This window comes from Marivivens marinus (genome assembly GCF_035969385.1).
Taxonomy (GTDB): Bacteria; Pseudomonadota; Alphaproteobacteria; order Rhodobacterales; family Rhodobacteraceae; genus SELP01.
The window spans coordinates 92,374-113,819 of record NZ_JAYKKJ010000005.1 but is presented as its reverse complement, the minus strand read 5'-3'; the positions used below and the strand labels follow the sequence as shown (position 1 = coordinate 113,819).

Below are 21,446 nucleotides of genomic sequence, written 5' to 3'. Positions count from 1 at the left end.
ATGCAGGCAGATTACGTTATCGTGGGCGCGGGCAGCGCCGGTTGCGCCCTTGCCTATCGGTTGTCCGAGGCGGGCAAATCCGTTCTGGTGATCGAACACGGCGGCTGGGACGGCGGGCCGTTCATCCAGATGCCCGCCGCGCTGTCCTACCCGATGAACATGAAGATGTACGACTGGGGGTATCGGTCGGACCCGGAACCGCATTTGGGCGGACGCAGACTGGCCACCCCGCGCGGCAAGGTCATCGGTGGGTCATCGTCGATCAACGGGATGATCTATGTGCGCGGCCATGCCCGCGATTTCGACCATTGGGACGAAAGCGGCGCGCGCGGCTGGTCCTATGCGGACGTGCTGCCCTACTACCAGCGGATGGAACATTGGCACAGCGGCGGACACGGCGGCGATCCGGCCTGGCGTGGCAAGGATGGGCCGCTTCATGTCACCCGCGGCCCGCGCACCAACCCGTTGACCCGTGCCTTCGTTCAAGCCGGGCGGCAGGCGGGCTATCAGGTCACCGGCGACTACAACGGCGAACAGCAGGAAGGGTTCGGTCCCTTCGACGCGACCATCTGGAAAGGGCGGCGCTGGTCTGCGGCCAATGCCTATCTCCGGCCCGCGCTGAAACGGGACAACTGCGATCTGGTGCGCGCCTTTGCCCGCCGCGTGGCGATCGAAGAGGGCCGTGCCGTCGGCGTCGAGGTCGACATGGGCGGAGAACGGACGGTGATCCGGGCCAGGGCCGAGGTGATCCTTGCCGCCTCGTCGATCAACTCGCCCAAGCTGTTGATGCTGTCGGGGATCGGGCCGGGCGCGCATCTGGCGGAGCACGGGATCGACGTGGTCGCGGATCGGGCGGGCGTGGGCCAGAACCTTCAGGACCACCTGGAGCTCTACATCCAGCAGGCCGCGACCAAACCCGTCAGCCTGTTCAAATACTGGAACCTTTGGGGCAAGGGGCTGATCGGGGCGCAATGGCTGTTCACCAAGACCGGCCTTGGCGCGTCGAACCAGTTCGAAAGCGCGGGCTTCATCCGGTCGAAGGCTGGGGTGGATTATCCGGACATCCAGTTCCATTTCCTGCCCATCGCCGTGCGCTATGACGGGCAGGTCGCCGCCGAAGGGCACGGGTTTCAGGCCCATGTCGGCCCGATGCGGTCCAAGTCGCGGGGCGAGATCACCCTGCGCTCCGCCGACCCGGCCGACGACCCGCGCATCTTCTTCAACTACATGTCGCACCCAGACGACTGGGAAGAATTCCGCACCGCGATCCGCCTCACGCGCGAAATCTTCGCGCAGGAGGCCTTTGCCCCGTTCCGGGGGCATGAGATCCAGCCGGGCGACGCGGTTCAGTCTGATGAGGCGCTGGACGACTTCATCCGGGAACACGCCGAAAGCGCCTATCACCCCTGCGGCACCTGCAAGATGGGCGCGGCGGATGATCCCCGCGCCGTGGTCGATCCGGAATGCCGGGTGATCGGGGTGGACGGTTTGCGGGTCGCCGACAGTTCGATCTTCCCCCGGATCACCAACGGCAACCTGAACGCGCCCTCGATCATGACCGGCGAAAAGGCTGCCGATCACATCCTTGGGCGGGGGATGCTGCCCCGGTCGAACCTTCAGCCCTGGATGCACCCGGATTGGAAGATCCAACAGCGGTGATTTGACCCGTGTCAAAGTGCGGCGCGATTCCCCGGGCTAGGGTCAAGGGGAACAGAGCGAAGAAAGGACACACGCATGTCGCACACCCCGCACGAGCTGCACGAGGAATTCCCGGACAAGGCTGACGCGATCCATGATCTGAAGACCAAGGACGCGCATTTCGCCGCCCTTGCGGACAAATACCACGAGGTGAACCGCGCGGTGCACCGGGCCGAAACCGATGTCGAGCCGACCGACGATCTGCACATGCAGGAAATGCGCAAGGAACGGCTGCATCTGAAAGACCAGATCGCCTCGCTGCTGGCAAAGGCCTAGGCCTCTGGCAATCCAAGCAGGTCGGACATGATCTTGGGGTCATGTTCGACCGCCATTTTCAAACAGTGAAACGTCCCAAACAGGGCTTGCGACGGACCCAGCAGGTCTTCGAAGCCACCATTTGCCAATTGAGAGGCGACACTTTGGACATCTTGCAGGCTTTCGACGATCGGGACCGCTTCGGGGTGGCGTGACCGGACAACCTCGGCCGCGTCGGGCACCATATGGGCAAAGTCGATATCGACCCGCCCCGCGACCACGAATTGCGGTTTCCCGCCGCGCAGCATTTCCCGATACATACCAATCACCTGCAATGGCGCCGATTTGCAGGCGCGCGACGCGGCCGCATTGTGATCGGGGCCGCCCCATTCCTCGTTCAACTCGCGCCGCGCGGCGGACAGGACAACGGATTTGAGCGTCGTGTTATCCCCGATGTCCTCCCAATCCATCGACCCGGTGGCGAAGGGGACAATGCGATTGGGGCTTTGCAGGTTGTGCTTGCCTTGAACCGCCAGCGGCATTCGGTTGTCGCGGGTCACGACAACCACGTCAACGCCCAGATGCAGCGACGCCGGGGTCGTGGCATTGACCAGCGCCGGCGCGATCAGCCGGTCGGACAGGCGTTGATAGCCCCAGCGGTCCCGCGCGGGCAGCACCGCGTCATGTTCGCCGCCGATGCTGAAGCCCGTGCGCAGGCACAGATCGGCCGTGCACATGCCCACGAAATAGTCGGACTTGCCCAGCGTGATCTCCTTGGCCGCAAGGTCCAGCGGTGTTTCGAAGATGATCTTATTTTCGTTGATCAGCGGCTGCTTGGTGAACAGTTGATCCAGAAACTTGGTCTGGCCATAGCTGCGCCATTGCGGGGCGCGGTTGCGCAGATGGTCAATGACACGGGCATAGGTCGGGCTGTCGTCGGTCGTCTGGATGGTCCAATCTTGCCCGGGCTTGCGCAGACCTTTGTCAAAAGCAACCGAATGCATGATCGGCCCGGGGTTCGGTCCGCGCGGCACCATCACCATCCCGTCGGGTTTGTCCGTCACCGCCTGCTGCGCAGTCTCGACCTCGTCCAGCAGGCCCGGCGGAACCTGGAAATCGACCCGGCCCGCCGTGCCTGCCTGCATCTGGTTTTTCAGGAACTGAAGGGTGGGCAGGGCGATCAGACCGATGCCAAGGCTTGCGAACAGGCCAAGCGCGCTTGGCCCGCGCGATTGTGTCAAAACCGAAGACAGCGCGATTGCGCCTGCCCAGATCAGGATCAATGCGCGGGGATGCGATGACAGGCGGATCTGGAAGAACATGAAGTGGTCCCAGATCGACCGAAAGAATTTCCAGATGACGCGCATGTGCTGATACCGGGGCAAATCGTTTCCGGACAACAGGTTGCACGATAGGGCCGGAAACGCAATCGGTGGGCGAACGGGCCCCCGGTCTGCCATAGGCGGGCAAGCACCGCCGCCGCCGCTGCCACTGGTCCCGCGCCCGCGCCTGCGGTATATCTTGGCCAAAGAGCAGCAGGACGACCAATGTCAAAAGGCGCAACCGCCCCTTTCGCCCGTTTCGAATTCATGATCGCCTGGCGCTATATCCGCGCCCGCCGCGCCGAAGGCGGCGTGTCGGTCATGACATGGATCAGCCTGATCGGCGTCTCGCTGGCGGTCTTTGCCCTGATCGTGACGCTGGCCGTCCGGTCCGGGTTCCGGGCCGAATTCGTTGATACGATCCTTGGCTCGAACGCCCATGTGACTGTTTACCAGTCGATCGAGGTGGACGAGAACGGCCGCACCAGCCGCGCGATTTCCGACTATGACACCATGGCCGCCGCCCTGCGCGAGATCCCCGGCGTCACCCGCGCCGCCCCTCTGGTCAAGGGGCAGGTCATGGCAAACTTTCAAAATTCGAACAATGGGGTAGAGGTCTACGGCATTTCTGCCAGTGATCTTGTCACTATTCCAAGAATCGTCGAACCGATCAGCAGCCTCGGCGATATCGCAAACTTTGGTGAAGGGATCGCCATCGGGTCCGGTGTCGCACGGGAACTGGGCGTGACCGTGGGCGACAAGATCCGGATCATTTCGCCCAACGGCACCCGCACTGCCTTTGGTACCAGCCCGCGCGTGTCGGCCTATGAGGTCGCCTATATCTTCACCGCCGGGCGCTGGGACATTGACCGGACCCGCATCTATATGCCGATGGATCAGGCGCAGTTGTTCTTCAACAAGGATGGGGTCGCCGACGAGATCGAGGTGATGGTGGACGATCCCGACGCGGTCGATACCCTGATCCCGCAGATCGTGGCCGCCGCCGGGGACCGGGCGCTGGTCTGGACATGGCGGGATGCGTCGGGGTCGTTCCTGCGGGCGCTGACGGTCGAAGACAACGTGATGTTTGTCATCATGTCGATCCTTGTGCTCATCGCCTCGCTCAACATCATTTCCGGGTTGGTGATGCTGGTGCGGAACAAGGGGCGCGATATCGGCATCCTGCGGACCATGGGGCTGACCGAAGGGTCGATCCTGCGGATCTTCTTCATCTGCGGGGCTGGGATCGGGACGCTGGGCACGGTTCTGGGGCTAATCGCGGGCTGCCTGTTCGCGATCTACATCGATCCGATCTTTTCCTTTGTGAACTACGTCGCGGGCGGCGGCGTCTGGGACCCGTCGATCCGGGGCATCTACAGCCTGCCGGCGAAACTGGAACTGGATGACGTCCTGTCCTCCATCGCGCTGTCCCTTGGCCTGTCCTGGACGGTCACCATCTTCCCGGCCCGCCGCGCGGCCCGCATGAACCCGGTCGAGGCGCTGCGCTATGAGTGAACCCATTCTTGAACTGTCCGGCGTGACCAAGGGCTACAACCACGGCAAACCGAACGAGGTGACCGTGCTGACCGGGGCCGATCTGGTGATCCATCCGGGCGAGGTCGTGGCGCTGGTCGCCCCCTCGGGCGCGGGGAAATCGACGCTTCTGCACATCGCCGGGCTGCTGGACACGCCCGACGCCGGGCAGGTGAGTATCGGTGGGGTCGCCGCCGGGCAATTGTCTGACCGCAAGCGGACCGCGATCCGGCGCACGGACGTGGGGTTCATCTACCAGTTTCACCACCTGCTGCCGGAATTCAGCGCGCTGGAAAACGTGACCCTGCCGCAGCTTGCCAATGGCACGGCGCCGGGGGCGGCGGCGGATCGGGCGCGTGGGCTTCTGGACAGTGTGGGCGTCGGACACCGGGCCGACCACCGGCCTGCCGCGCTCTCGGGTGGGGAACAGCAGCGGGTGGCCTTCTGCCGGGCGCTGGCCAATGCGCCGCGTCTGCTCTTGGCGGATGAACCCACCGGCAACCTTGATCCGGCGACGTCAGAGGTGGTGTTCGACACGCTCATGTCCCTTGTGCGGGGATCGGGGCTTGGCGCGCTGATCGCCACCCATAACCTTGACCTCGCGGCCCGGATGGACCGGGTGCTGCGGCTTGATGCGGGGCGGCTTGTCTGACGCAGATCAAGGCGTCCCGTCGATCCGGGGCGCAGGATGACCATAGCGAACAGGGAGACCGGAAATGAAGAAAACAGCAGTTCTGATCGGGGTTCTGGCGCTTGGCGCCTGTGTCGAGGAAACCGTGGACGGGCGGCAGGCCTTCATGGAGGATTGCGCGGCCTGCCATGGCGCCGACGCGCGCGGGTCCGGAGAGTTCGGCGAAATGCTGATCAAGCAGCCCCCGGACCTGACCACGCTGGCGGCCCGCAACGGCGGCACCTTCCCGACCGACTACGTCATGAGCACGATTGACGGGTTCCACCGCGACGGCAGTTTTTCGGCAGCCATGCCCGAGTTTGGCGCGGGCGACATGGGCGAGACGATCATGGTCGGCGCCACCCCGGTTCCGGCGCGGCTCTGGGCGCTGGCCAGCTACCTGCAATCCATCCAGCGCGAGGCCGAGTGATGCGCGAGCTGGCGCTTGGTCTGGCGCTTCTGGGCGGCGCGGCACTGGCCGAGGAGGGGGCGGCCACGCGGGGGGCGGAGATCTACATGAACTCCTGCGCGACCTGCCACGGGGCCGAGGCCACGGGCGGCGGGCCGATGGCCGCGATGCTGATCCTGCAACCGCCCGCGCTGACCACGCTGGCGCTGTCCAATGACGGGGTGTTCCCAGTGCTGCGGGTGGTGATGCGGATCGACGGACGCGACCCGCTGGTGGCGCACGGATCGCCGATGCCGGTCTGGGGCGGCTATTTCGAAGAGGCCGGAACGCCCGCCACGCTGCGGATCGAGACCGGACAAGAGATTAACACGACACAAGCCATCGCCGATCTGGTGGCCTATCTGGAAGCGGTGCAAACCCAATAGGCTATTGTACCTGAAACTCACTCCATAGGGCAGGATGAATTCGAATTTTCCTACTTGGATGAAGATAGGTATTGCCGCGATAAACCCAATAGTGCCGCTTCTTGTCTGGATCGTATCCACCAATCACACCCAAATAGAACAATTCCTCAATAAGTCCTTTGATATTTGTACTTACCAAGTAGGGAGAAATATCTTCCCAGAGCTGGTTGCTGTCTCGATAAACTTGCTTGCGTATGCCTTTCCGCAGCGCATCGAGTACTGCGCCTCCATGCTTTACACCCAGTTCATCAAATAGTTCCTTTGATGACGATCTCGAATACTCGTGTATTGAGGCTTTGATCTCTTCCTCGCCTATCTTGTTGGCATTGGGGTTTTTCTTCGCTATCGCATTCAATAGGCGCACGACGTCGCGAGGTCGCCCCCAAGTGTTCTTGGTTAGAAATTCTTCAATCGTATCAGTTCTGTTTCCAAATTTAATTGTTTTCGCGAAGAAATCTTCGAATTCAACTTCCTTCTCAGGCAAACTAAAGCGGACTTTGGATTGCAGAACTTCAAGGATTAACTTTGCTTCATCGCCATCGCCTGCCATCCAAGATAACTCTACATCTTTTCCGTCGAGAAATTTTCCAGACTCGGTGTCGAAATCGCTAATGAGTTGTTTAACCTCCGGTCGCAGGGAGCAAATGAAGTGTATGTCAACCTTGTTGACCGCGAAAAAGCCGTTTATTTCCCAAGACGTCCTAAGGACATCACGAACCATTGCTGCTCGGAGAGTGATCTCGTCTTCTTTGGCGTCAAGTTTCGAAAAGACGAGCTCGTCAACAAAAAAGTAAATCTTGGAGCCTTTGGATGTCTTGATAAAAAGTTCTCTAGCTATTCTATTAAATGTCTTAAGTGGCATGCCTTCCTTGTCGGAAAATTCCGACGGATCAATATTACACTCTGCTAGTATGGGGCCCATGCTGGCGGTGATTTTGATTCCAAGTGATCGTGACAAGCCTGCAAAGATATTTGAAAACCTAGAAGCTCTTGGCGCTACAAGGTCCGTAAAGGCGTTCTCAATACCTCGGTCGCGCATTGTTTCTGCAATTCTACGAAAAAAGGCTCTCTCCCATACGTCTCTAAAGTCATAATTCAAGAATAGACTTTTGTCATTGATTGTTCCCGTATATGAAATCTTTGACTGGGTCTGAGATATTTCTTTGTAGTCGTCGCTTCTTAAGTCATAAAAAAATCTAAAATGATGTGTCATGTACCCTTCATCTCGGGCGATGCTTGCGAGATGCATTTGGATAGCAGTTTTCCCCGTCCCCTTTCTTCCAATAATAATGAATTTTCGATTGTTTCTTAGCGTGCTGACCCCCAAGGACTTTGGTATAATGAACGTCCTTTTGAAGAAGTCCGGATACAAGGTTGCCTCATCAAATGCTTCGAGGTCGCCAAAGTAATGATCTGAAAGTGTTGTCATCTTATACTCCATACTCAAACATCCAACTCCTCAACGAACCGCGCGTTCTCCTGGATGTATTGGAACCGCAGTTCCGGCTTTTTCCCCATCAGCCGTTCCACCAGGTCGCCGGTTTCGCCCGGTTCGTCCTCGTCGATCGTCACCCGGATCAGCTTGCGCGTGGCCGGGTCCATTGTGGTTTCCTTCAGGTCCTTGGCGTCCATTTCGCCAAGCCCTTTGAACCGCTGCACGTCGATCTTGCCCTTGCCGCCCAGCCCGCGGGCCAGCACCGCCTCTTTCTCTGCGTCGTCGGCCACATAGACCCGCCGCGCCCCCTGCGTTAGCCGATACAGCGGCGGACAGGCGAGGTAGAGGTGCCCGTGGTCGATCAGGGGCCGCATCTGGGTGAAGAAGAACGTCATCAGCAACGAGGCGATATGCGCCCCGTCCACGTCCGCGTCGGTCATGATGATGATCTTGTCGTAACGCAGGTCATCAAGGTTGAACTTGGTCCCCATCCGCACGCCCAATGCCTCGCACAGGTCGTTAATCTCGGCGTTTTGGCCCAGCTTGGACGAGGCCGCGCCCAGCACGTTGAGGATCTTGCCCCGCAGCGGCAAGAGCGCCTGAAACTCGCGGAACCGCGCGCCCTTGGCCGAGCCGCCGGCCGAGTCGCCCTCGACGATGAACAGTTCGGTCCCTTCGCGCGATTTGGCGGAACAATCAGTCAGCTTGCCGGGCAGGCGCAGTTTCTTGGTCGCGGTCTTGCGCGCGGTTTCCTTTTCCTGCCTGCGCCGCAGCCGTTCCTCGGCCCGCAGCACAAGGAAATCAAGGATCGCGCCCGCCGATTTCGTATCCGCCGCTAGCCAATTGTCGAAATGGTCGCGGACCGCGGATTCGACCCAGCGCTGCGCCTCTTCCGTCGACAGCCGGTCCTTGGTCTGGCCCACGAAAGACGGTTCGCGGATGAAAATGGACAGAAGCGCGCAGCCGCCGGTCAGAAGGTCGTCGCGGTTGATCTGCACCGCCTTCTTGTTGCCCACCAATTCGCCATAGGCGCGGATCCCCTTGAGGATCGCAGCCCAGAACCCCGCCTCATGCGTGCCGCCCTCGGGCGTGGGGACGGTGTTGGTGTAGGACTGGATGAACCCGTCGCGGGACGGGGTCCAGTTGATCGCCCATTCGACCGATCCGGGGACGTTGAATTTCTCTTCGAAACTGACCTTCCCGGAAAACGGCCTGTCCGCATAGGTGGACATGCCGGCAAGGGTTTCGTTCAGAAAGTCCGCCAGTCCGCCGGGGAAATGGAACGTCGCCTCGGTCGGGGTTTCGCCATCCGCGACCGCCGATTTCCAGCGGATTTCGACCCCCGAGAACAGATAGGCCTTGGACCGGACCATCTTGAACAGCCGCGCCGGTTTCAGTTTCAGCGATCCGAAAATTTCCGGGTCGGGGTGGAAGGTCACTGTCGTGCCACGCCGGTTCGGGGCCGCGCCGATCACGGCGATGGGCCCCTGTGCCACACCGCGCACAAAGCTTTGTTCGTAGAGTTCCTTGTTGCGGGCGACCTGCACCACCATCCGGTCCGACAAGGCGTTCACAACCGACGACCCGACCCCGTTCAAACCGCCAGAGGTGGAATAGGCCTTGTTCGAAAACTTGCCGCCCGCGTGCAGTACGGTCAGGATCACCTCGAGCGCGGATTTGCCCGGAAATTTGGGGTGCGGATCGACAGGCATGCCCCGCCCATTGTCCCGCACGGAGATCGAATAATCCTCGTGCAGTTCCACCTCGATCCGGTTGGCGTGGCCTGCCACCGCCTCGTCCATGGAGTTGTCGAGAATTTCGGCCACCATGTGATGCAACGCCCGTTCATCGGTGCCGCCGATATACATGCCGGGGCGTTTGCGAACGGGCTCAAGCCCCTCCAGCACTTCGATGGAGGAGGCGTCGTAGTCGGTGGGTTCGGCCCCGGAGAGGAGATCGTTCGGCATGGCAGCTGCTCTTGTTTCTCTTGATTGGCGGTCATTATGGCAGGTCGGTTGCAGAGGGGGAAGCGGTTTGCGCCCACCGTCGACCCGGCCGATTGCATTTCTTGTCCGGGCGGGGTCAACTGTCGAAAACGGGGGTGGGGTGGCATGAAAATCGCGATACTGGATGACTACGCAGATGTGGCGACCGATCTGGCCGATTGGTCGGGGCTGGGCAAGGTGACGGTGTTTCGCGACACGTTGCATGATCCGGCGGCGCTGGCCGCGCGGCTGGCCCCCTTCGACTGCCTGTGCCTGATGCGGGAACGCACGCCGCTTGGGGCCGATCTGATCGCCGCGCTGCCGAATCTGCGGCTGGTGGTGACCTCGGGGCCGAGAAACGCCGCCATCGACCTTGCCGCCGCGCGGGCCCGGGGGATCACCGTTTGCGGCACCGAAAGCCGCAAGACAACCACCTCGGAACTGGCCACCCTGATGATGCTGGCGCTGAACCGGCGGCTGATGCCAGAGGTGGCGGCGCTGCACGGGCCGGTTGGCTGGCAGGCGGGGCTGGGGCGCGATGTGGCTGGGCTGACACTTGGGCTGGTGGGGCTGGGCAATATCGGCGCACAGATGGCGACCATCGGCCGGGCGCTGGGGATGGAGCCGCTGGCTTGGTCGCAGAATCTGACCGACGACCGCTGCGCCGGGGTGGGCGTGGAAAAGGCGGACAGCCTGCACGACCTTATGGCGCGGTCGGATGTGGTCAGCGTGCATCTTGTGCTGTCGGACCGGACCCGGCACCTGATCAACGCCGACGCACTGGTCGCCGCGAAAGAGGGGCAGGTGTTCATCAATACCTCACGCGGGCCGATCGTGGACAGCGCGGCGCTCTTGGCGGCGCTGCGGCGGGGACGGCCGGCAAAGGCGGGGCTGGATGTGTTCGACACCGAGCCGCTGCCAGCCGACGACCCGCTGCGCGATGCCGGGCTGATCGCCGACGGGCGACTTCTGCTGACGCCGCATCTGGGCTATACCACAACGGCAACCTTCAAGCTTTTCTACCAACAGACGGTCGATGCGATCCGGGCCTATCAGGCCGGGTCGCCGATCCGGCAATTGACCTGAACGAAAGGACGAAACCATGCGCATTCTATTCACAGGTGGCAGCGGCAAGGCAGGGCGGCAGGTGATCCCCTACCTGCTGGATCAGGGGCATGAGGTCGTCAACCTTGACCTGCAACCACTTGATATTCCAGGTGTTCCGACCCTGCGGGTGGACCTGACCGACGCGGGCCAGGTGTTCAACGCGATGCGGGCCTATGGCGATTTCCCGGACCTTGAGGCGGGGACGGGGATGCCGGGCTTCGACGCGGTCGTGCATTTCGCGGCCATCGCCCGAATCATGATCGTTCCGGATAATGAAACCTTTCGGATCAACACCCTGTCCACCTACAACGTGATCGACGCGGCCCTGCGGATGGGCGTGCGCAAGGTGATCTACGCCAGTTCGGAAACCACCTACGGCGTCTGTTTCTGGGATGGGCACAAGCAACCCGACTATATCCCGGTGGACGAAGATCACCCGACCCTGCCGCAAGACAGCTATGCCATGTCCAAGGTTTGTAACGAGGCGACAGCCCGGTCGTTCCAGGCCCGGTCGGGGGCGGATATCTACGGGCTGCGGCTGAACAACGTGATGGAAGAGGACGATTACCGCACGCTCTTCCCACAGTTCATCGAAAACCCCGATATGCGCCGCCGCAACTTCTTTGCCTATATCGACGGGCGCGACCTTGGGCAGATGGTTGACCTTTGCCTGAAGAAGGATGGCCTGGGGCACGAGGTGTTCAACGTGGCCAATGACGACATGAGCGTCGGGCTGACCAATGCCGAGGTGCAGGCTCGCTATTATCAGGGTGTCCCGGTCAAACGTGAAATGGGCGAGGCCGAGCCGATGTATTCCAACGCCAAGGCCAAGGCCATGCTGGGGTTCCAGCCGCGCCACAGCTGGCGCGACGTGCTGAAGGGCTAGGGCGGTGGACTTCGCCACGCTTGACCTGGCCCGGTTCGAGGCCGCGACCGGCGCAGAGCGCGCCGGGGAAGCCGCTCGTCTGGATGCGATCTGTCGCAACAGCGGGTTTCTGATCCTGCGCGGCCATGGGGTGCCGCAAAACGTGACCCGCGGGGTCTGGCAGGCGGCGCAGACCTTCTTTGCCCAGCGGGTCGATGCGAAGCAGGCGGTCGCTGCACCCTATCCGGGCTACCCCTACGGCTACCTTGGCCCGGACAAGGAGGCGCTGGCGAAATCCAAGGGCGAAGACACGCCGCCCGACCTGAAGGAAAGCTTCAACGGCGGCCCGCTGCGGGTGCCGGACGGGGTGACAGACCCGGACGCCCATGCCTTTTGCTACCAGTCCACGCTATGGCCCGACTTGCCGGGGTTCCGACCTGCGTGGGAGGCCTATTACGCCGAAATGGAGGCGCTGGCCGCGCGGATCATGGCCGCCTTCGCCGAGGCGCTGGGGCTGGACCGGGGGTTCTTCGCGCCTTTCATCGGCAACCCCATCTCGGCCCTGCGGGCGCTGCATTATCCGGCGACGCAGGGCGCGGCGCTGGACCGGCAGCAACGAGCCGGGGCGCATACGGACTACGGCTCGCTCACCATTCTGCAGCCGCAGGCGGGGTCGCGGGGATTGCAGGTGATGTCGGACGGGAACTGGGTTGATGTTCCGGCCGAGGCAGGCGCCTTCGTCATCAACATCGGCGATCTGATGGCGCGCTGGACGGCGGACCGCTGGGTGTCAACGCTGCACCGGGTGGTGGCGCTGCCGGATCAGCCTGCCCGTCAAAGCCTTGCCTTCTTTCACCAACCCGACTGGGAGGCAGAAATCACACCCCTTGACGGATCGGATACCTATCCGCCAGTCCGGTCCGGCCCCTACCTGATGGAGAAATTCCGCTCTGCCGGAAGCTAGATGGGATGGTGGGTTAAAACCCACCTTACCCGGGGGTGCTTCGCCCCCACACCAGATAATTCATGGCCCCCAGAGGATATTTGAGACCCAAAGATGAACGGACGCTCAGTCCAGTCCCCTTCTTTGGGTCAATAAATATCCCGGGGTGAATGGCCCGAAAGGGTCAGAGGGGCAGAGCCCCTGAACGCAAGGTGGGTTTCAACCCACCGCCCGCCCCCTATCCGTCCGCGACCTTCTGCGCCTCGGTTAGCAGGGCGGCCATCACCGGGGTATGCGGTTCGCGGTAGGGGGCGATCAGACCTACGGCGTGATGCTGCCGCCGCCCGGTCAGGGGCACCACCTGCAAGGGTTTTCCGACCGACAGAAATTCGGCCATCTTGGTGGGCAGGATCGTCATCCAACGGCCCGTCGCCACATGGGCCACAAGGACCACTGTGGAATTGCTTTCCACGGTCGGTCCGGGGGTCACCCCGGCCTCTGCCAGATGTTGGTTGATGATCCGGCGGTTCTGCATGTCCGGGGTCAGCAGGCACAGGGGCTGGCCTTCCAGTTCGGCCCATTTCACCCCCTCGCGGCCCGCGAATTCCGAAGTCTCGGCGCAGACCAGCGTATAGTCCTCGCGGTAAAGCGGCACGCTGGTGACCCGCCCCAGCGGTTCATTGTCCAGATAGGTGATCCCGCCGTCGATCTCGAGGTTGTCGAGCATCGACAGGATCTCGGCGCTGGTCCGCGACAGGATGGTGAAATGGACGCCCGGGTGGCGCGCCTGAAAGGTCGCGGATAGCTCTGCCGCCTTGGTCAGCGCGGTGGGGATGGCGGCCAGCCGCAGGTCGCCCGACAGCCCCATTTTCACGGCGCGCATTTCCTGCCGCATGGTGCGGACGTCGCCCACGATCTGCCGCGCCCAATCCAGCACCCGCGCCCCTTCGGGCGTCAGCCCGCCATAGCGCGACCCGCGCCAGACAAGCTGCACCCCAAGCTGCGCTTCCAGCGCCTTGATCCCCGCCGACAGGGTCGGCTGTGTGATCCCGAGGCTTTCAGCGGCCTTGCCAAAGTGTTCCTCACGCGCCAGCGCGATGAACATTTCCAGCTTGTCGATCATGCGCAGGCCACCTGCAGCAGGAAATCGTTCATCGGTTTCAGGTCGCGGAAGGCTGACAGGATCGCGTCGGGTACCGGACCAACCCCAAGGGGCCGGGTGGCGACACAGGCCTTCATCCGCAACAGATCGGCCTGCGGGTGATCGGCAGGGTAGGGCGGGGGCACCCGTTTCAGCGCGGGTTCGCGCAGGGTAAACCCGGCCTTGGCCAGACCGCCGAAAATGTCGGCCACGCGGTCGGCGTCCAGATCCACGAAATTGCGCCAGTTTTCCAGCACTGGCTTGTCAAAGCCGAGGATGCCGCCGCCCGCGATCACGTAGTCAGGCGCAAGCCCGAAGAAATAAGCGGGCGACGCGGGGGCCTGTGCGTCTTCGACCTGCCAGAGCATGTGAAGATGCGGCTTGTAGGGGGTCTTGTCCTTTGAAAACCGCACGTCGCGATGGGGCCGGAACAGCTTGGGCCGGACCGGTGCCCCCGCGATGTCCGATAGCGGCCCTGCAAGTTCCTTTAACAGCGCCTCTGCCGACGGTTTCAGGATCGTGTCATAGGTCTGCCGGTTCGCCTCCCACCAGTCCTTGGTGTTGTTTTCCGCAAGGCGGGCATAAAACGCCCGGCCCGTGTCGATCATCAGGTCATAATCGGTCATTCCCGCCCTTTCCGGCGTCTGGCAGTTCCCCGCCGATCATGGCCAACCGCGCGCCCGCTGTCCATTGAGGATCGGCGCGCTTGGCACTAGCTTGCCCATCATGAAACCAACGCTGATTGCCGCCACCCTTGCCCTTGCCACATTGGCCGCGCCCCTGCAGGCGCATCCCCATGTCTTCATCGACACCTCGGTCACCGTTGTCTTCGATGACGCGGGCCGTGTCGCGGGGGTCCGGCTGGTCTGGCTTTACGATGACTTCTTCTCGCTTCTTCTGACCGAGGATATGGGCCTTGATCCCGATGGCGACATGGCCCTGACCGAGGCGGAATTGCAGGAATTGTCGGACTTTGTCCTGGACTGGCCCGAGGGGTTTGCCGGCGACCTGACGCTGGAGCAGGGGGGCGTGGCACTGCCCCTTGGACCGCGGCAGGCGGCGCAGGTGCGTCTTGTCGACGGGCGGATGGAGGAAAGCCATTACCGCCCGCTGCAAACCCCGGTTTCGGCCAGCGACGCGCCGTTGATCGTCGCCCCCTATGACCCCTATTACTACACCGCCCATATCGTGGACGAGGTGATCGGGCTGGAGGGCGGCGCGGGCTGTGCCGCCCGGCTGCACCCGGCCGATATCGCCGCTGCCCAGACACAGGCCGAACAGATCCTGTTCGGCCGGTCGATCGACCAGTTCGGGCCCGAGGAAAACCTGCCCGAGGTGGGCCATCTATTCGCTGACCGGGTCGAGGTCACATGCGTGCCCTGATCGCGCTACCGGCCGTGGCCCTTTTGGGCGTCGCAGTCTGGCTCTGGGGCTTTGGTGGGGCTGATAGGGTCGCCTTCTGGGCGGCGTCCGGTCAGCGCGAGGCGCAGGATGCGATGGCCGGTGCGCTGCGGGCGCTGAAGGCGGGCGATCTGGCGGCTGTCTGGGGGTTGTGGGGCGTGGCCTTTGCCTATGGTGTGGTCCATGCGGCGGGGCCGGGGCACGGCAAGCTGGTGATCGGCGGGGTCGGCGTCGGCAGCCGGGTGCCGGTCGGGCGGTTGTCGCTTCTGGCGCTGGGCGGATCATTGGCGCAGGCGGCCAGCGCGGTGGTGCTGGTCTATGCCGGTGTCCTGCTGCTGGGCTGGTCGCGGACCTATATGCAGGGGCTGGCCGACCGGGTCATGGCGCCGCTGTCCTATGGGCTGATCGGGCTGGTGGGACTGTGGCTGGTCTGGCGCGGGCTGCGGCACTGGCGGCGTGCGGGCGGCGTGGCGGACCACGCCCACCACGGCGAGGGAGAGACCTGCGACCACTGCGGCCATGCCCACGGCCCAAGCCTGCAACAGGCGCAGGACACGCGCAGCCTGTGGGACGCGCTGGCCGTGATCGGCACCATCGGCATCCGGCCCTGCACCGGGGCGCTGTTCCTTCTGATCCTGTGCTGGCGGATCGGCGCGGATTGGGCCGGGATCATCGGTGCCTTCGCCATGGGGCTGGGGACGGCGACAATCACCGTCGTGGTCGCCATCGCGGCGGTGGGGTTTCGCGAAAGCGCGCTGGCGCAGGTCGCGGCCAGCCGGGGCGCTGCGCGGGCCATGGCCGGGGTGGAGATTCTGGCCGGGGCGGTTGTTGCTGTGCTTGCGCTGCAACTCGCGCTGCGCGTGATCTGACAGCCGGGGCACGACGCCTCTGGACCATGGCGCGGTCCCGGCCTAAGGCTTGGTGATGACTGCGATCTCTCATTCCGTTCGGACCGAAACCCGAAGCCTTCTGGGGCTTGGCCTGCCGCTGGTGGGCAGTTTCGTCGCGGGTTTCCTGATCCATATGACCGATACGGTGATGCTGGGATGGTATTCCATCCTCAGCCTCGCGGCGGCGACCATTGCGACCTCGACCTGGTTCATCCTGTTCATCATGGGGGCGGGGTTTGCCCATGCGGTGATGCCTCTGGTCGCCGCGGCCGAGGCCGAGGGCGACACGACGCAGGCGCGGCGGGCCACCCGCATGGGGCTGTGGCTGTCCGTCGCCTATTTCGCGCTGGCCTTCCCGCCGCTCTGGTGGTCCGAGGCGGTTCTCTTGTGGCTGGGCCAGACGGCAGAGGTGGCGGCGGAAGGGCAGAAATACTTGCGGATCGCGGTCTTTGGCATGGTGCCCGCGCTTTTGGCGCAGGTCTTGCGATCCTACCTGTCGGGGTTGCAGCTGACCGGGGTGCAGCTCTGGGTCACCGTGTCGGGCGTGTTCCTGAACGCCGTGGTGAACTATGCGTTGATCTTCGGCAACCTTGGGGCGCCGGAACTGGGGATCGAAGGGGCGGCCATCGCCTCGGTTCTGATCCAGTGCTTCACCCTGATCGTGCTGGCCATCTATGCCCAGATCAAACTGCCCGACTACGCCCTGTTCCAGCGGATATGGCGGCCCGATTGGCAGGCACTGTGGCGGCTGTTCGTGCTGGGTGTGCCGATCGGGCTGACCTCGCTGGCCGAAGGGGGGCTGTTCAACGCCTCTGCCATCATGATGGGCTGGATCGGAGAAAAGGAACTGGCGGCCCATGGCATCGCGCTGCAGGTCACCGCGCTGACCTTCATGTTCCATGTTGGCATGAGCCAGGCCGCGACGATCCGCGCGGGCGGGGCATTCGGGCGGCGGGACGAGGCGGCGCTGCGCACCGTGGGCAAGGCCGCCCATCTGATCGCCTTTACCTTCGGGGTCGCGGTTGTGGTGATTTTCGTCGCCATCCCCGGCCCGCTGGCCGGGGCCTTCCTGGACCCGACCGACCCGGCCCGCGACGCGATTATCGAGATCGGGATCGTGCTGATCCTGCTGTCGGCGCTGTTCCAGTTCGTCGATTCCGGGCAGATCGTGGCCCTGTCGCTGTTGCGCGGGGTGCAGGACACCAATGTGCCCATGTGGCTGGCCACGCTCAGCTACTGGGTGATCGGCGTGCCCGCGTCCTACATCATGGCCTTCGTGCTGGGGTGGGAAGAGGTGGGCCTTTGGCTGGGTCTGACCGTCGGGCTGGGCTGTGCGGCGATCAGCCTGTCGGCGCGGTTCTGGCTGCACACGGTGCGGATCGCCCGATAGGGGAAGGGTGGGTTGAAACCCACCTTACGGGACATCTCCAATGCAGGCACGCGCCCACCCGGGTGGGCGTGGAACACGCCCGCCTTGGGGGCGGGCGGGCGTGTGCCGGGCCGCTACGCGACCCGGCGGCTGTGACAAAAGCTGAGTGTAGGATGGGCTTTAACCCACCACCCCTAGCCTTCGATCCGGGTCAGATCGGCGACCGACAGGCAGATCGTCCGGATCCGGGACAGAAGGTTCAGCCGGTTGCGCCGCACCACGGCGTTGTCGGCGTTGACCTGCACTGCCTCGAAAAAGGCGTCGATGGGCGCGCGCAGCCCGGCCATCGCCCCCATGACGGCGCCAAAATCCTCGGCCTCCATCGCCGGGCCAATCGCGGCCTCTGCCCCGTCCAGCGCGGCAAAGAGCGCTGTTTCCTCGGGCCCTTCCGCGAACTTCACATCGGCGCCAAAGGAATATTCCACCCCGTCCTTTTCCTCGGCCTGAGACAGGATGTTGTTGGCCCGCTTGAAGCCTTGGATCAGGTTCTCGCCATCCTCGGTCGCAAGGAAGGCCGAGAGGGCCTGCGCGCGTTTGACCAAGAGGGTCAGGTCGTCATTGCCCTGCATGGCCACGCAGGCGTCGATCACATCGTGGCGGATGCCCTGGTCCTTGAGGAACACCTTCAGGCGGTCGTGGAAGAAGGCCAGAAGGTTTTCGGAAGTGTCCGGAATCTCGGTCCGGGCCTGTTCGACTGCGTCGGGGGTGTCCCCGTCGAACCGTTCGATCACCGTGCGCACGGCGGCCCCAAAGACCCCATGATCGGCGATTTCGTCCAGCATTTCGTTCAACAGCTGATGCGCGGTTTCGTCATGCCCATTCTGCCGTGCCCGCAGGCGCAGAAGTTGCGCATCGAAATAGCGGTCCAGCGAGAGGCGCAGATCGTTTTCCAGCACCAGCCGGATCACCCCCAGCGCGGCGCGACGCAGGGCGAAGGGGTCTTTCGACCCGGTGGGCTTTTCGTCGATGGCCCAGAACCCGGTCAGCGTGTCCAGCTTGTCGGCCAGCGCCACGGCGACGGCCACGGGATCGGACGGCACATCATCGCCTTGCCCCATCGGTTTCCAGTGGTCGCGGGCGGCATTGGCAACATCCGTCGCCCGCCCTGCCTCGAGCGCATAGTAGCGGCCCATGACCCCCTGAAGCTCGGGGAATTCGCCGACCATTTCGGACCGCAGGTCGGCCTTGGCGATCTTTGCGGCCTCTTCGGCCTTGTCCGGATCGGCGCCCACGGCGGGGGCAATCTCGCGCGCAAGGGCGGCGATCCGGGCGATCCGGTCGGCCTGACTGCCCAGCTTGGCGTGGAAGGTCACATTTGCCAGACCGTCGGTCCAGTCGCCCATGCCCGCCTTGGCCACCCGCAGGTCGTTTTCCCAGAAGAATTTCGCATCCGACAGCCGCGCCGAAAGTACCTTCTGGTTGCCCGCAAGGATGGTCGCGCCCTTGTCGGCGGTTTCCATGTTGGCGACGGTGACGAAGCCTTCGATCCGTCCCGACTTGGGGTTGCGGACCGAGAAGAACTTCTGGTGTTCCTTCATCGAGGTTTGCAGCACCTCGGGCGGCAGCCCAAGAAAATCCGCGCCGATCTCGCCCAGAAGGACCACGGGCCATTCGACCAGCCCCGCAACCTCGGCCAGAAGGCCCTTGTCCTCGACCACTTCCATGCCGCGCGCAAAGGCCAAGTTGGTGGCGTCGTGCCAGATGTGGTCGGCCCGCTCCTCGGTCCGCAGGATGACATGGGCCTTCTTCAGCTTGGCCTCGTAGTCGTCAAAGCCGCTGACGGTGATCGCGCCCTCGGACAGGAAGCGGTGGCCGCGGGTGGTATTTCCGGCGGTGATCCCGTCGATTTCAAACGGCACGATCTCGGCCCCGGCCTCGTCGGTCAGCAGGCAGATAATGGAATGCAGGGGGCGGACCCAGCGCAAAGACCCCGCGCCCCAGCGCATCGCCTTGGGCCAGGGGAAGTTGCGGATGGTGGGTTCCAGCAGCTCGGCGATGATTTCGGCCGCTTTGCGTCCCGGTTTTTCGATCACGGCGAAATAGGCCTCGGCCTTGCCCGCCGGGCGAACTTCCAGCTGTTCCTTCGACAGGCCGGTCGCGCGCAGGAAGCCCTCGATCGCCTTGTCAGGGGCGGTGGTTGCCGGGCCCTTGCGCTCTTCGCGCACGGGTTTCGATTCCGCGTCCAGCCCCTCGATCGACAGGCACAGACGGCGCGGCGTGGCAAAGCCGGCGGCGCCTTTGTAGGTCAGACCGGCCTCGACCAGCCCATCGGTGACCAGCCGCCGCAGGTCATCGGCGGCGCGCGCCTGCATCCGGGCGGGGATTTCTTCCGAGAAGAGTTCAATCAGCAGATCGGGCATTATTGCAGTCCTTCGGGGACAGGGGGGCAGCCTTCGGGGGCCGGGTCGCCGTCAAAAACGACCTCTCCGCAGTGGTTCATTTGGGGCCAGACATAGCCGCGCCCGTCAGGAAAGACGGCGACGACCCGGTCAAAGCCATAGGGATCGTTTTCGCGGCTCAGGAAGGCGACAGCCTCGCCGCTTTCAAGGGCCTCGCCGATGGCGCGGGCGTCGAAGCAGGAAAACCACGCGGGCGCGACCAGCGGTTCGGCGGCGTCGTAGATTTCATAGGTTTCGGTCAGCATCGCCAGCGAATGGCCGGTGGTGAAACAGGCGCGGAACCGCAGGGGGCTGCTGTCGCTGTCGATGGCCTGAAAGTTGTCAAAGTTGATCGGGTCGCGGGCATCGGTGCCCACAAGGGTCAGTTCGACCCCGCCCGCGTCTTCGGCGGTGACTTCGTCATAAAAGGCGTAGACCTGCAGGTAATACATGGCAAGGCCAGCGATAAGCGCGCTCAAGACGATCCCCGATATGGCTAGACGTGTTGCGTTCATTGGGCCGCCCCGGCGGTGTAGCCCCCGGCGGTGGTCTGGACAAAGGCATCGGCGCATAGCTTGGCCAGCGCCCGGACCCGCCCGATATAGGCCTGCCGTTCGGTGACCGAGATCACGCCCCGCGCGTCCAGCAGGTTGAACAGGTGGGATGCCTTGATGCACTGGTCATAGGCCGGGTGGGCCATGACGATCCGCTTGCCGGTTTTCGGGTCATCGACGGGATTGTCCAGAATGCGCTGGCACTCGGCCTCGGCGTCCTTGAAGTGCTGGAACAGCTGGTCGGTGTCGGCGGCGTCAAAGTTGTGGCGGCTGTATTCTTCCTCGGTCTGGCGGAAGATGTCGCCATAGGTCAGGGCGATGGGCGCGTCGGGGTCGTTGAACGGCATGTCCATCACGTGATCGACGCCCAGAACATACATCGCCAGACGTTCCAGACCATAGGTCAGCTCGCCCGAGACCGGGTGGCAATCGTGGCCGCCGACCTGCTGGAAATAGGTGAACTGGCTGACTTCCATCCCGTCGCACCAGACCTCCCAGCCAAGACCCCAGGCGCCGAGTGTCGGGCTTTCCCAGTCGTCTTCGACAAAGCGGATGTCGTGCAGGGTCGCGTCGATCCCGATCGCCTGAAGCGATCCAAGATAAAGGTCCTGAAGATCCGGCGGGCTGGGTTTGATGATGACCTGATACTGGTAGTAGTGCTGCAACCGGTTCGGGTTTTCGCCATAGCGCCCGTCTGTCGGACGGCGCGAGGGCTGCACATAGGCCGCTGCCCAGGCCCGTGATCCAAGGCTGCGCAGGGTTGTGGCCGGGTGGAAGGTGCCCGCGCCGACCTCCATGTCATAGGGTTGCAAGACGGCGCATCCCTTGGCGGCCCAGTAGGACTGAAGCCGCAGGATGATTTCCTGGAACGAACGGGGTTTGTCGGACATGGGGCTTTCGCTTCCTGCTTCTGCTTGGCGCCTCAATAGGACGGGCGGCGGATGGGGTCAATCGGACGCGCCGCCGT

20 protein-coding genes are annotated in these 21,446 nt (G+C 63.4%); 12 read left to right on the top strand and 8 right to left on the bottom strand.

The genetic code is table 11. From position 1 onward, the window contains the following. On the top strand, positions 1-1,659 hold the full coding sequence (gene betA / locus U3648_RS09600) for a choline dehydrogenase (RefSeq protein WP_420859014.1): 1,659 nt from the start codon (positions 1-3) through the stop codon (positions 1,657-1,659). A gap of 75 nt (positions 1,660-1,734) precedes the next feature. Continuing rightward, positions 1,735-1,974: an HP1242/YdcH family protein gene (locus U3648_RS09595; RefSeq protein ID WP_420859013.1), complete on the top strand. Its 240-nt coding sequence runs from the start codon at positions 1,735-1,737 to the stop codon at positions 1,972-1,974. On the opposite strand, the gene U3648_RS09590 is transcribed toward U3648_RS09595, so the two are convergent. After that, the gene (locus tag U3648_RS09590; RefSeq protein WP_420859012.1) at positions 1,971-3,353 is read right to left on the bottom strand and encodes a hypothetical protein; all 1,383 of its coding nucleotides are present in this window, start codon (positions 3,351-3,353) and stop codon (positions 1,971-1,973) included. The genes U3648_RS09595 and U3648_RS09590 overlap by 4 nt on opposite strands. Positions 3,354-3,500: 147 nt before the next feature. Here U3648_RS09590 and U3648_RS09585 point away from each other — a divergent pair, with 147 nt between their 5' ends. From U3648_RS09585 to U3648_RS09570, 4 genes are all read left to right on the top strand, one after another. Next, complete coding sequence (locus tag U3648_RS09585) at positions 3,501-4,790, top strand: lipoprotein-releasing ABC transporter permease subunit (protein WP_420859011.1); 1,290 nt, start codon at positions 3,501-3,503, stop codon at positions 4,788-4,790. Continuing rightward, positions 4,783-5,460: an ABC transporter ATP-binding protein gene (locus tag U3648_RS09580; RefSeq protein WP_420859010.1), complete on the top strand. Its 678-nt coding sequence runs from the start codon at positions 4,783-4,785 to the stop codon at positions 5,458-5,460. The genes U3648_RS09585 and U3648_RS09580 overlap by 8 nt, the downstream gene beginning before the upstream one ends. Positions 5,461-5,524: 64 nt before the next feature. Further along, positions 5,525-5,908: a c-type cytochrome gene (locus U3648_RS09575; RefSeq protein WP_420859009.1), complete on the top strand. Its 384-nt coding sequence runs from the start codon at positions 5,525-5,527 to the stop codon at positions 5,906-5,908. Continuing rightward, entirely contained in the window at positions 5,908-6,312 is a 405-nt protein-coding gene (locus U3648_RS09570) for a c-type cytochrome (protein WP_420859008.1), read from the top strand. Before U3648_RS09575 ends, U3648_RS09570 begins: the two co-directional genes overlap by 1 nt. Position 6,313: 1 nt before the next feature. Here the strand turns inward: U3648_RS09570 and U3648_RS09565 are convergent, their stop codons facing one another. Continuing rightward, complete coding sequence (locus tag U3648_RS09565) at positions 6,314-7,780, bottom strand: P-loop ATPase, Sll1717 family (protein ID WP_420859007.1); 1,467 nt, start codon at positions 7,778-7,780, stop codon at positions 6,314-6,316. Positions 7,781-7,794: 14 nt separating this feature from the next. Further along, a complete protein-coding gene (gene parE / locus U3648_RS09560) occupies positions 7,795-9,753 on the bottom strand; it encodes a DNA topoisomerase IV subunit B (protein WP_420859006.1) in 1,959 nt (652 codons plus the stop codon). Between the two features lie 144 nt (positions 9,754-9,897). Between parE and U3648_RS09555 the strand changes: the two genes are divergently transcribed. The 3 genes from U3648_RS09555 to U3648_RS09545 are packed head-to-tail and all read left to right on the top strand — an operon-like array spanning position 9,898 to position 12,707. After that, the gene (locus U3648_RS09555; protein ID WP_420859005.1) at positions 9,898-10,857 is read left to right on the top strand and encodes a D-2-hydroxyacid dehydrogenase family protein; all 960 of its coding nucleotides are present in this window, start codon (positions 9,898-9,900) and stop codon (positions 10,855-10,857) included. A 16-nt stretch (positions 10,858-10,873) separates the two neighbouring features. Next, a complete protein-coding gene (locus U3648_RS09550) occupies positions 10,874-11,764 on the top strand; it encodes an NAD-dependent epimerase/dehydratase family protein (protein WP_420859004.1) in 891 nt (296 codons plus the stop codon). Positions 11,765-11,768: 4 nt separating this feature from the next. Beyond that, positions 11,769-12,707 (top strand): isopenicillin N synthase family dioxygenase, encoded by a 939-nt coding sequence (locus tag U3648_RS09545; protein ID WP_420859003.1) that lies wholly within the window; start codon positions 11,769-11,771, stop codon positions 12,705-12,707. 217 nt (positions 12,708-12,924) lie between these two features. Here U3648_RS09545 and U3648_RS09540 read toward each other — a convergent pair whose 3' ends face one another. After that, positions 12,925-13,809, bottom strand: coding sequence for a LysR family transcriptional regulator (locus U3648_RS09540; protein ID WP_420859002.1), 885 nt, complete (start codon positions 13,807-13,809; stop codon positions 12,925-12,927). Next, positions 13,806-14,453 carry a DUF2461 domain-containing protein gene (locus U3648_RS09535; protein WP_420859001.1) on the bottom strand — a complete coding sequence of 216 codons (648 nt, stop codon included), beginning with the start codon at positions 14,451-14,453 and terminating at the stop codon, positions 13,806-13,808. Before U3648_RS09535 ends, U3648_RS09540 begins: the two co-directional genes overlap by 4 nt. 100 nt (positions 14,454-14,553) lie before the next feature. Between U3648_RS09535 and U3648_RS09530 the strand changes: the two genes are divergently transcribed. The 3 genes from U3648_RS09530 to U3648_RS09520 are packed head-to-tail and all read left to right on the top strand — an operon-like array spanning position 14,554 to position 17,508. Next, positions 14,554-15,210: a DUF1007 family protein gene (locus U3648_RS09530; protein ID WP_420859000.1), complete on the top strand. Its 657-nt coding sequence runs from the start codon at positions 14,554-14,556 to the stop codon at positions 15,208-15,210. Beyond that, on the top strand, positions 15,198-16,097 hold the full coding sequence (locus tag U3648_RS09525; protein ID WP_420858999.1) for a nickel/cobalt transporter: 900 nt from the start codon (positions 15,198-15,200) through the stop codon (positions 16,095-16,097). Before U3648_RS09530 ends, U3648_RS09525 begins: the two co-directional genes overlap by 13 nt. Positions 16,098-16,152: 55 nt before the next feature. Then, complete coding sequence (locus tag U3648_RS09520) at positions 16,153-17,508, top strand: MATE family efflux transporter (protein ID WP_420858998.1); 1,356 nt, start codon at positions 16,153-16,155, stop codon at positions 17,506-17,508. A 173-nt stretch (positions 17,509-17,681) separates the two neighbouring features. Here the strand turns inward: U3648_RS09520 and glyS are convergent, their stop codons facing one another. The 3 genes from glyS to U3648_RS09505 are packed head-to-tail and all read right to left on the bottom strand — an operon-like array spanning position 17,682 to position 21,369. After that, positions 17,682-19,907, bottom strand: a complete 2,226-nt coding sequence (glyS, locus tag U3648_RS09515) for a glycine--tRNA ligase subunit beta (protein ID WP_420858997.1) — start codon at positions 19,905-19,907, stop codon at positions 17,682-17,684. Further along, complete coding sequence (locus U3648_RS09510) at positions 19,907-20,440, bottom strand: DUF6446 family protein (RefSeq protein ID WP_420858996.1); 534 nt, start codon at positions 20,438-20,440, stop codon at positions 19,907-19,909. The genes glyS and U3648_RS09510 overlap by 1 nt, the downstream gene beginning before the upstream one ends. Further along, positions 20,437-21,369 carry a glycine--tRNA ligase subunit alpha gene (locus U3648_RS09505; protein ID WP_420858995.1) on the bottom strand — a complete coding sequence of 311 codons (933 nt, stop codon included), beginning with the start codon at positions 21,367-21,369 and terminating at the stop codon, positions 20,437-20,439. Before U3648_RS09505 ends, U3648_RS09510 begins: the two co-directional genes overlap by 4 nt. Between the last annotated feature and the right edge of the window lie 77 nt (positions 21,370-21,446).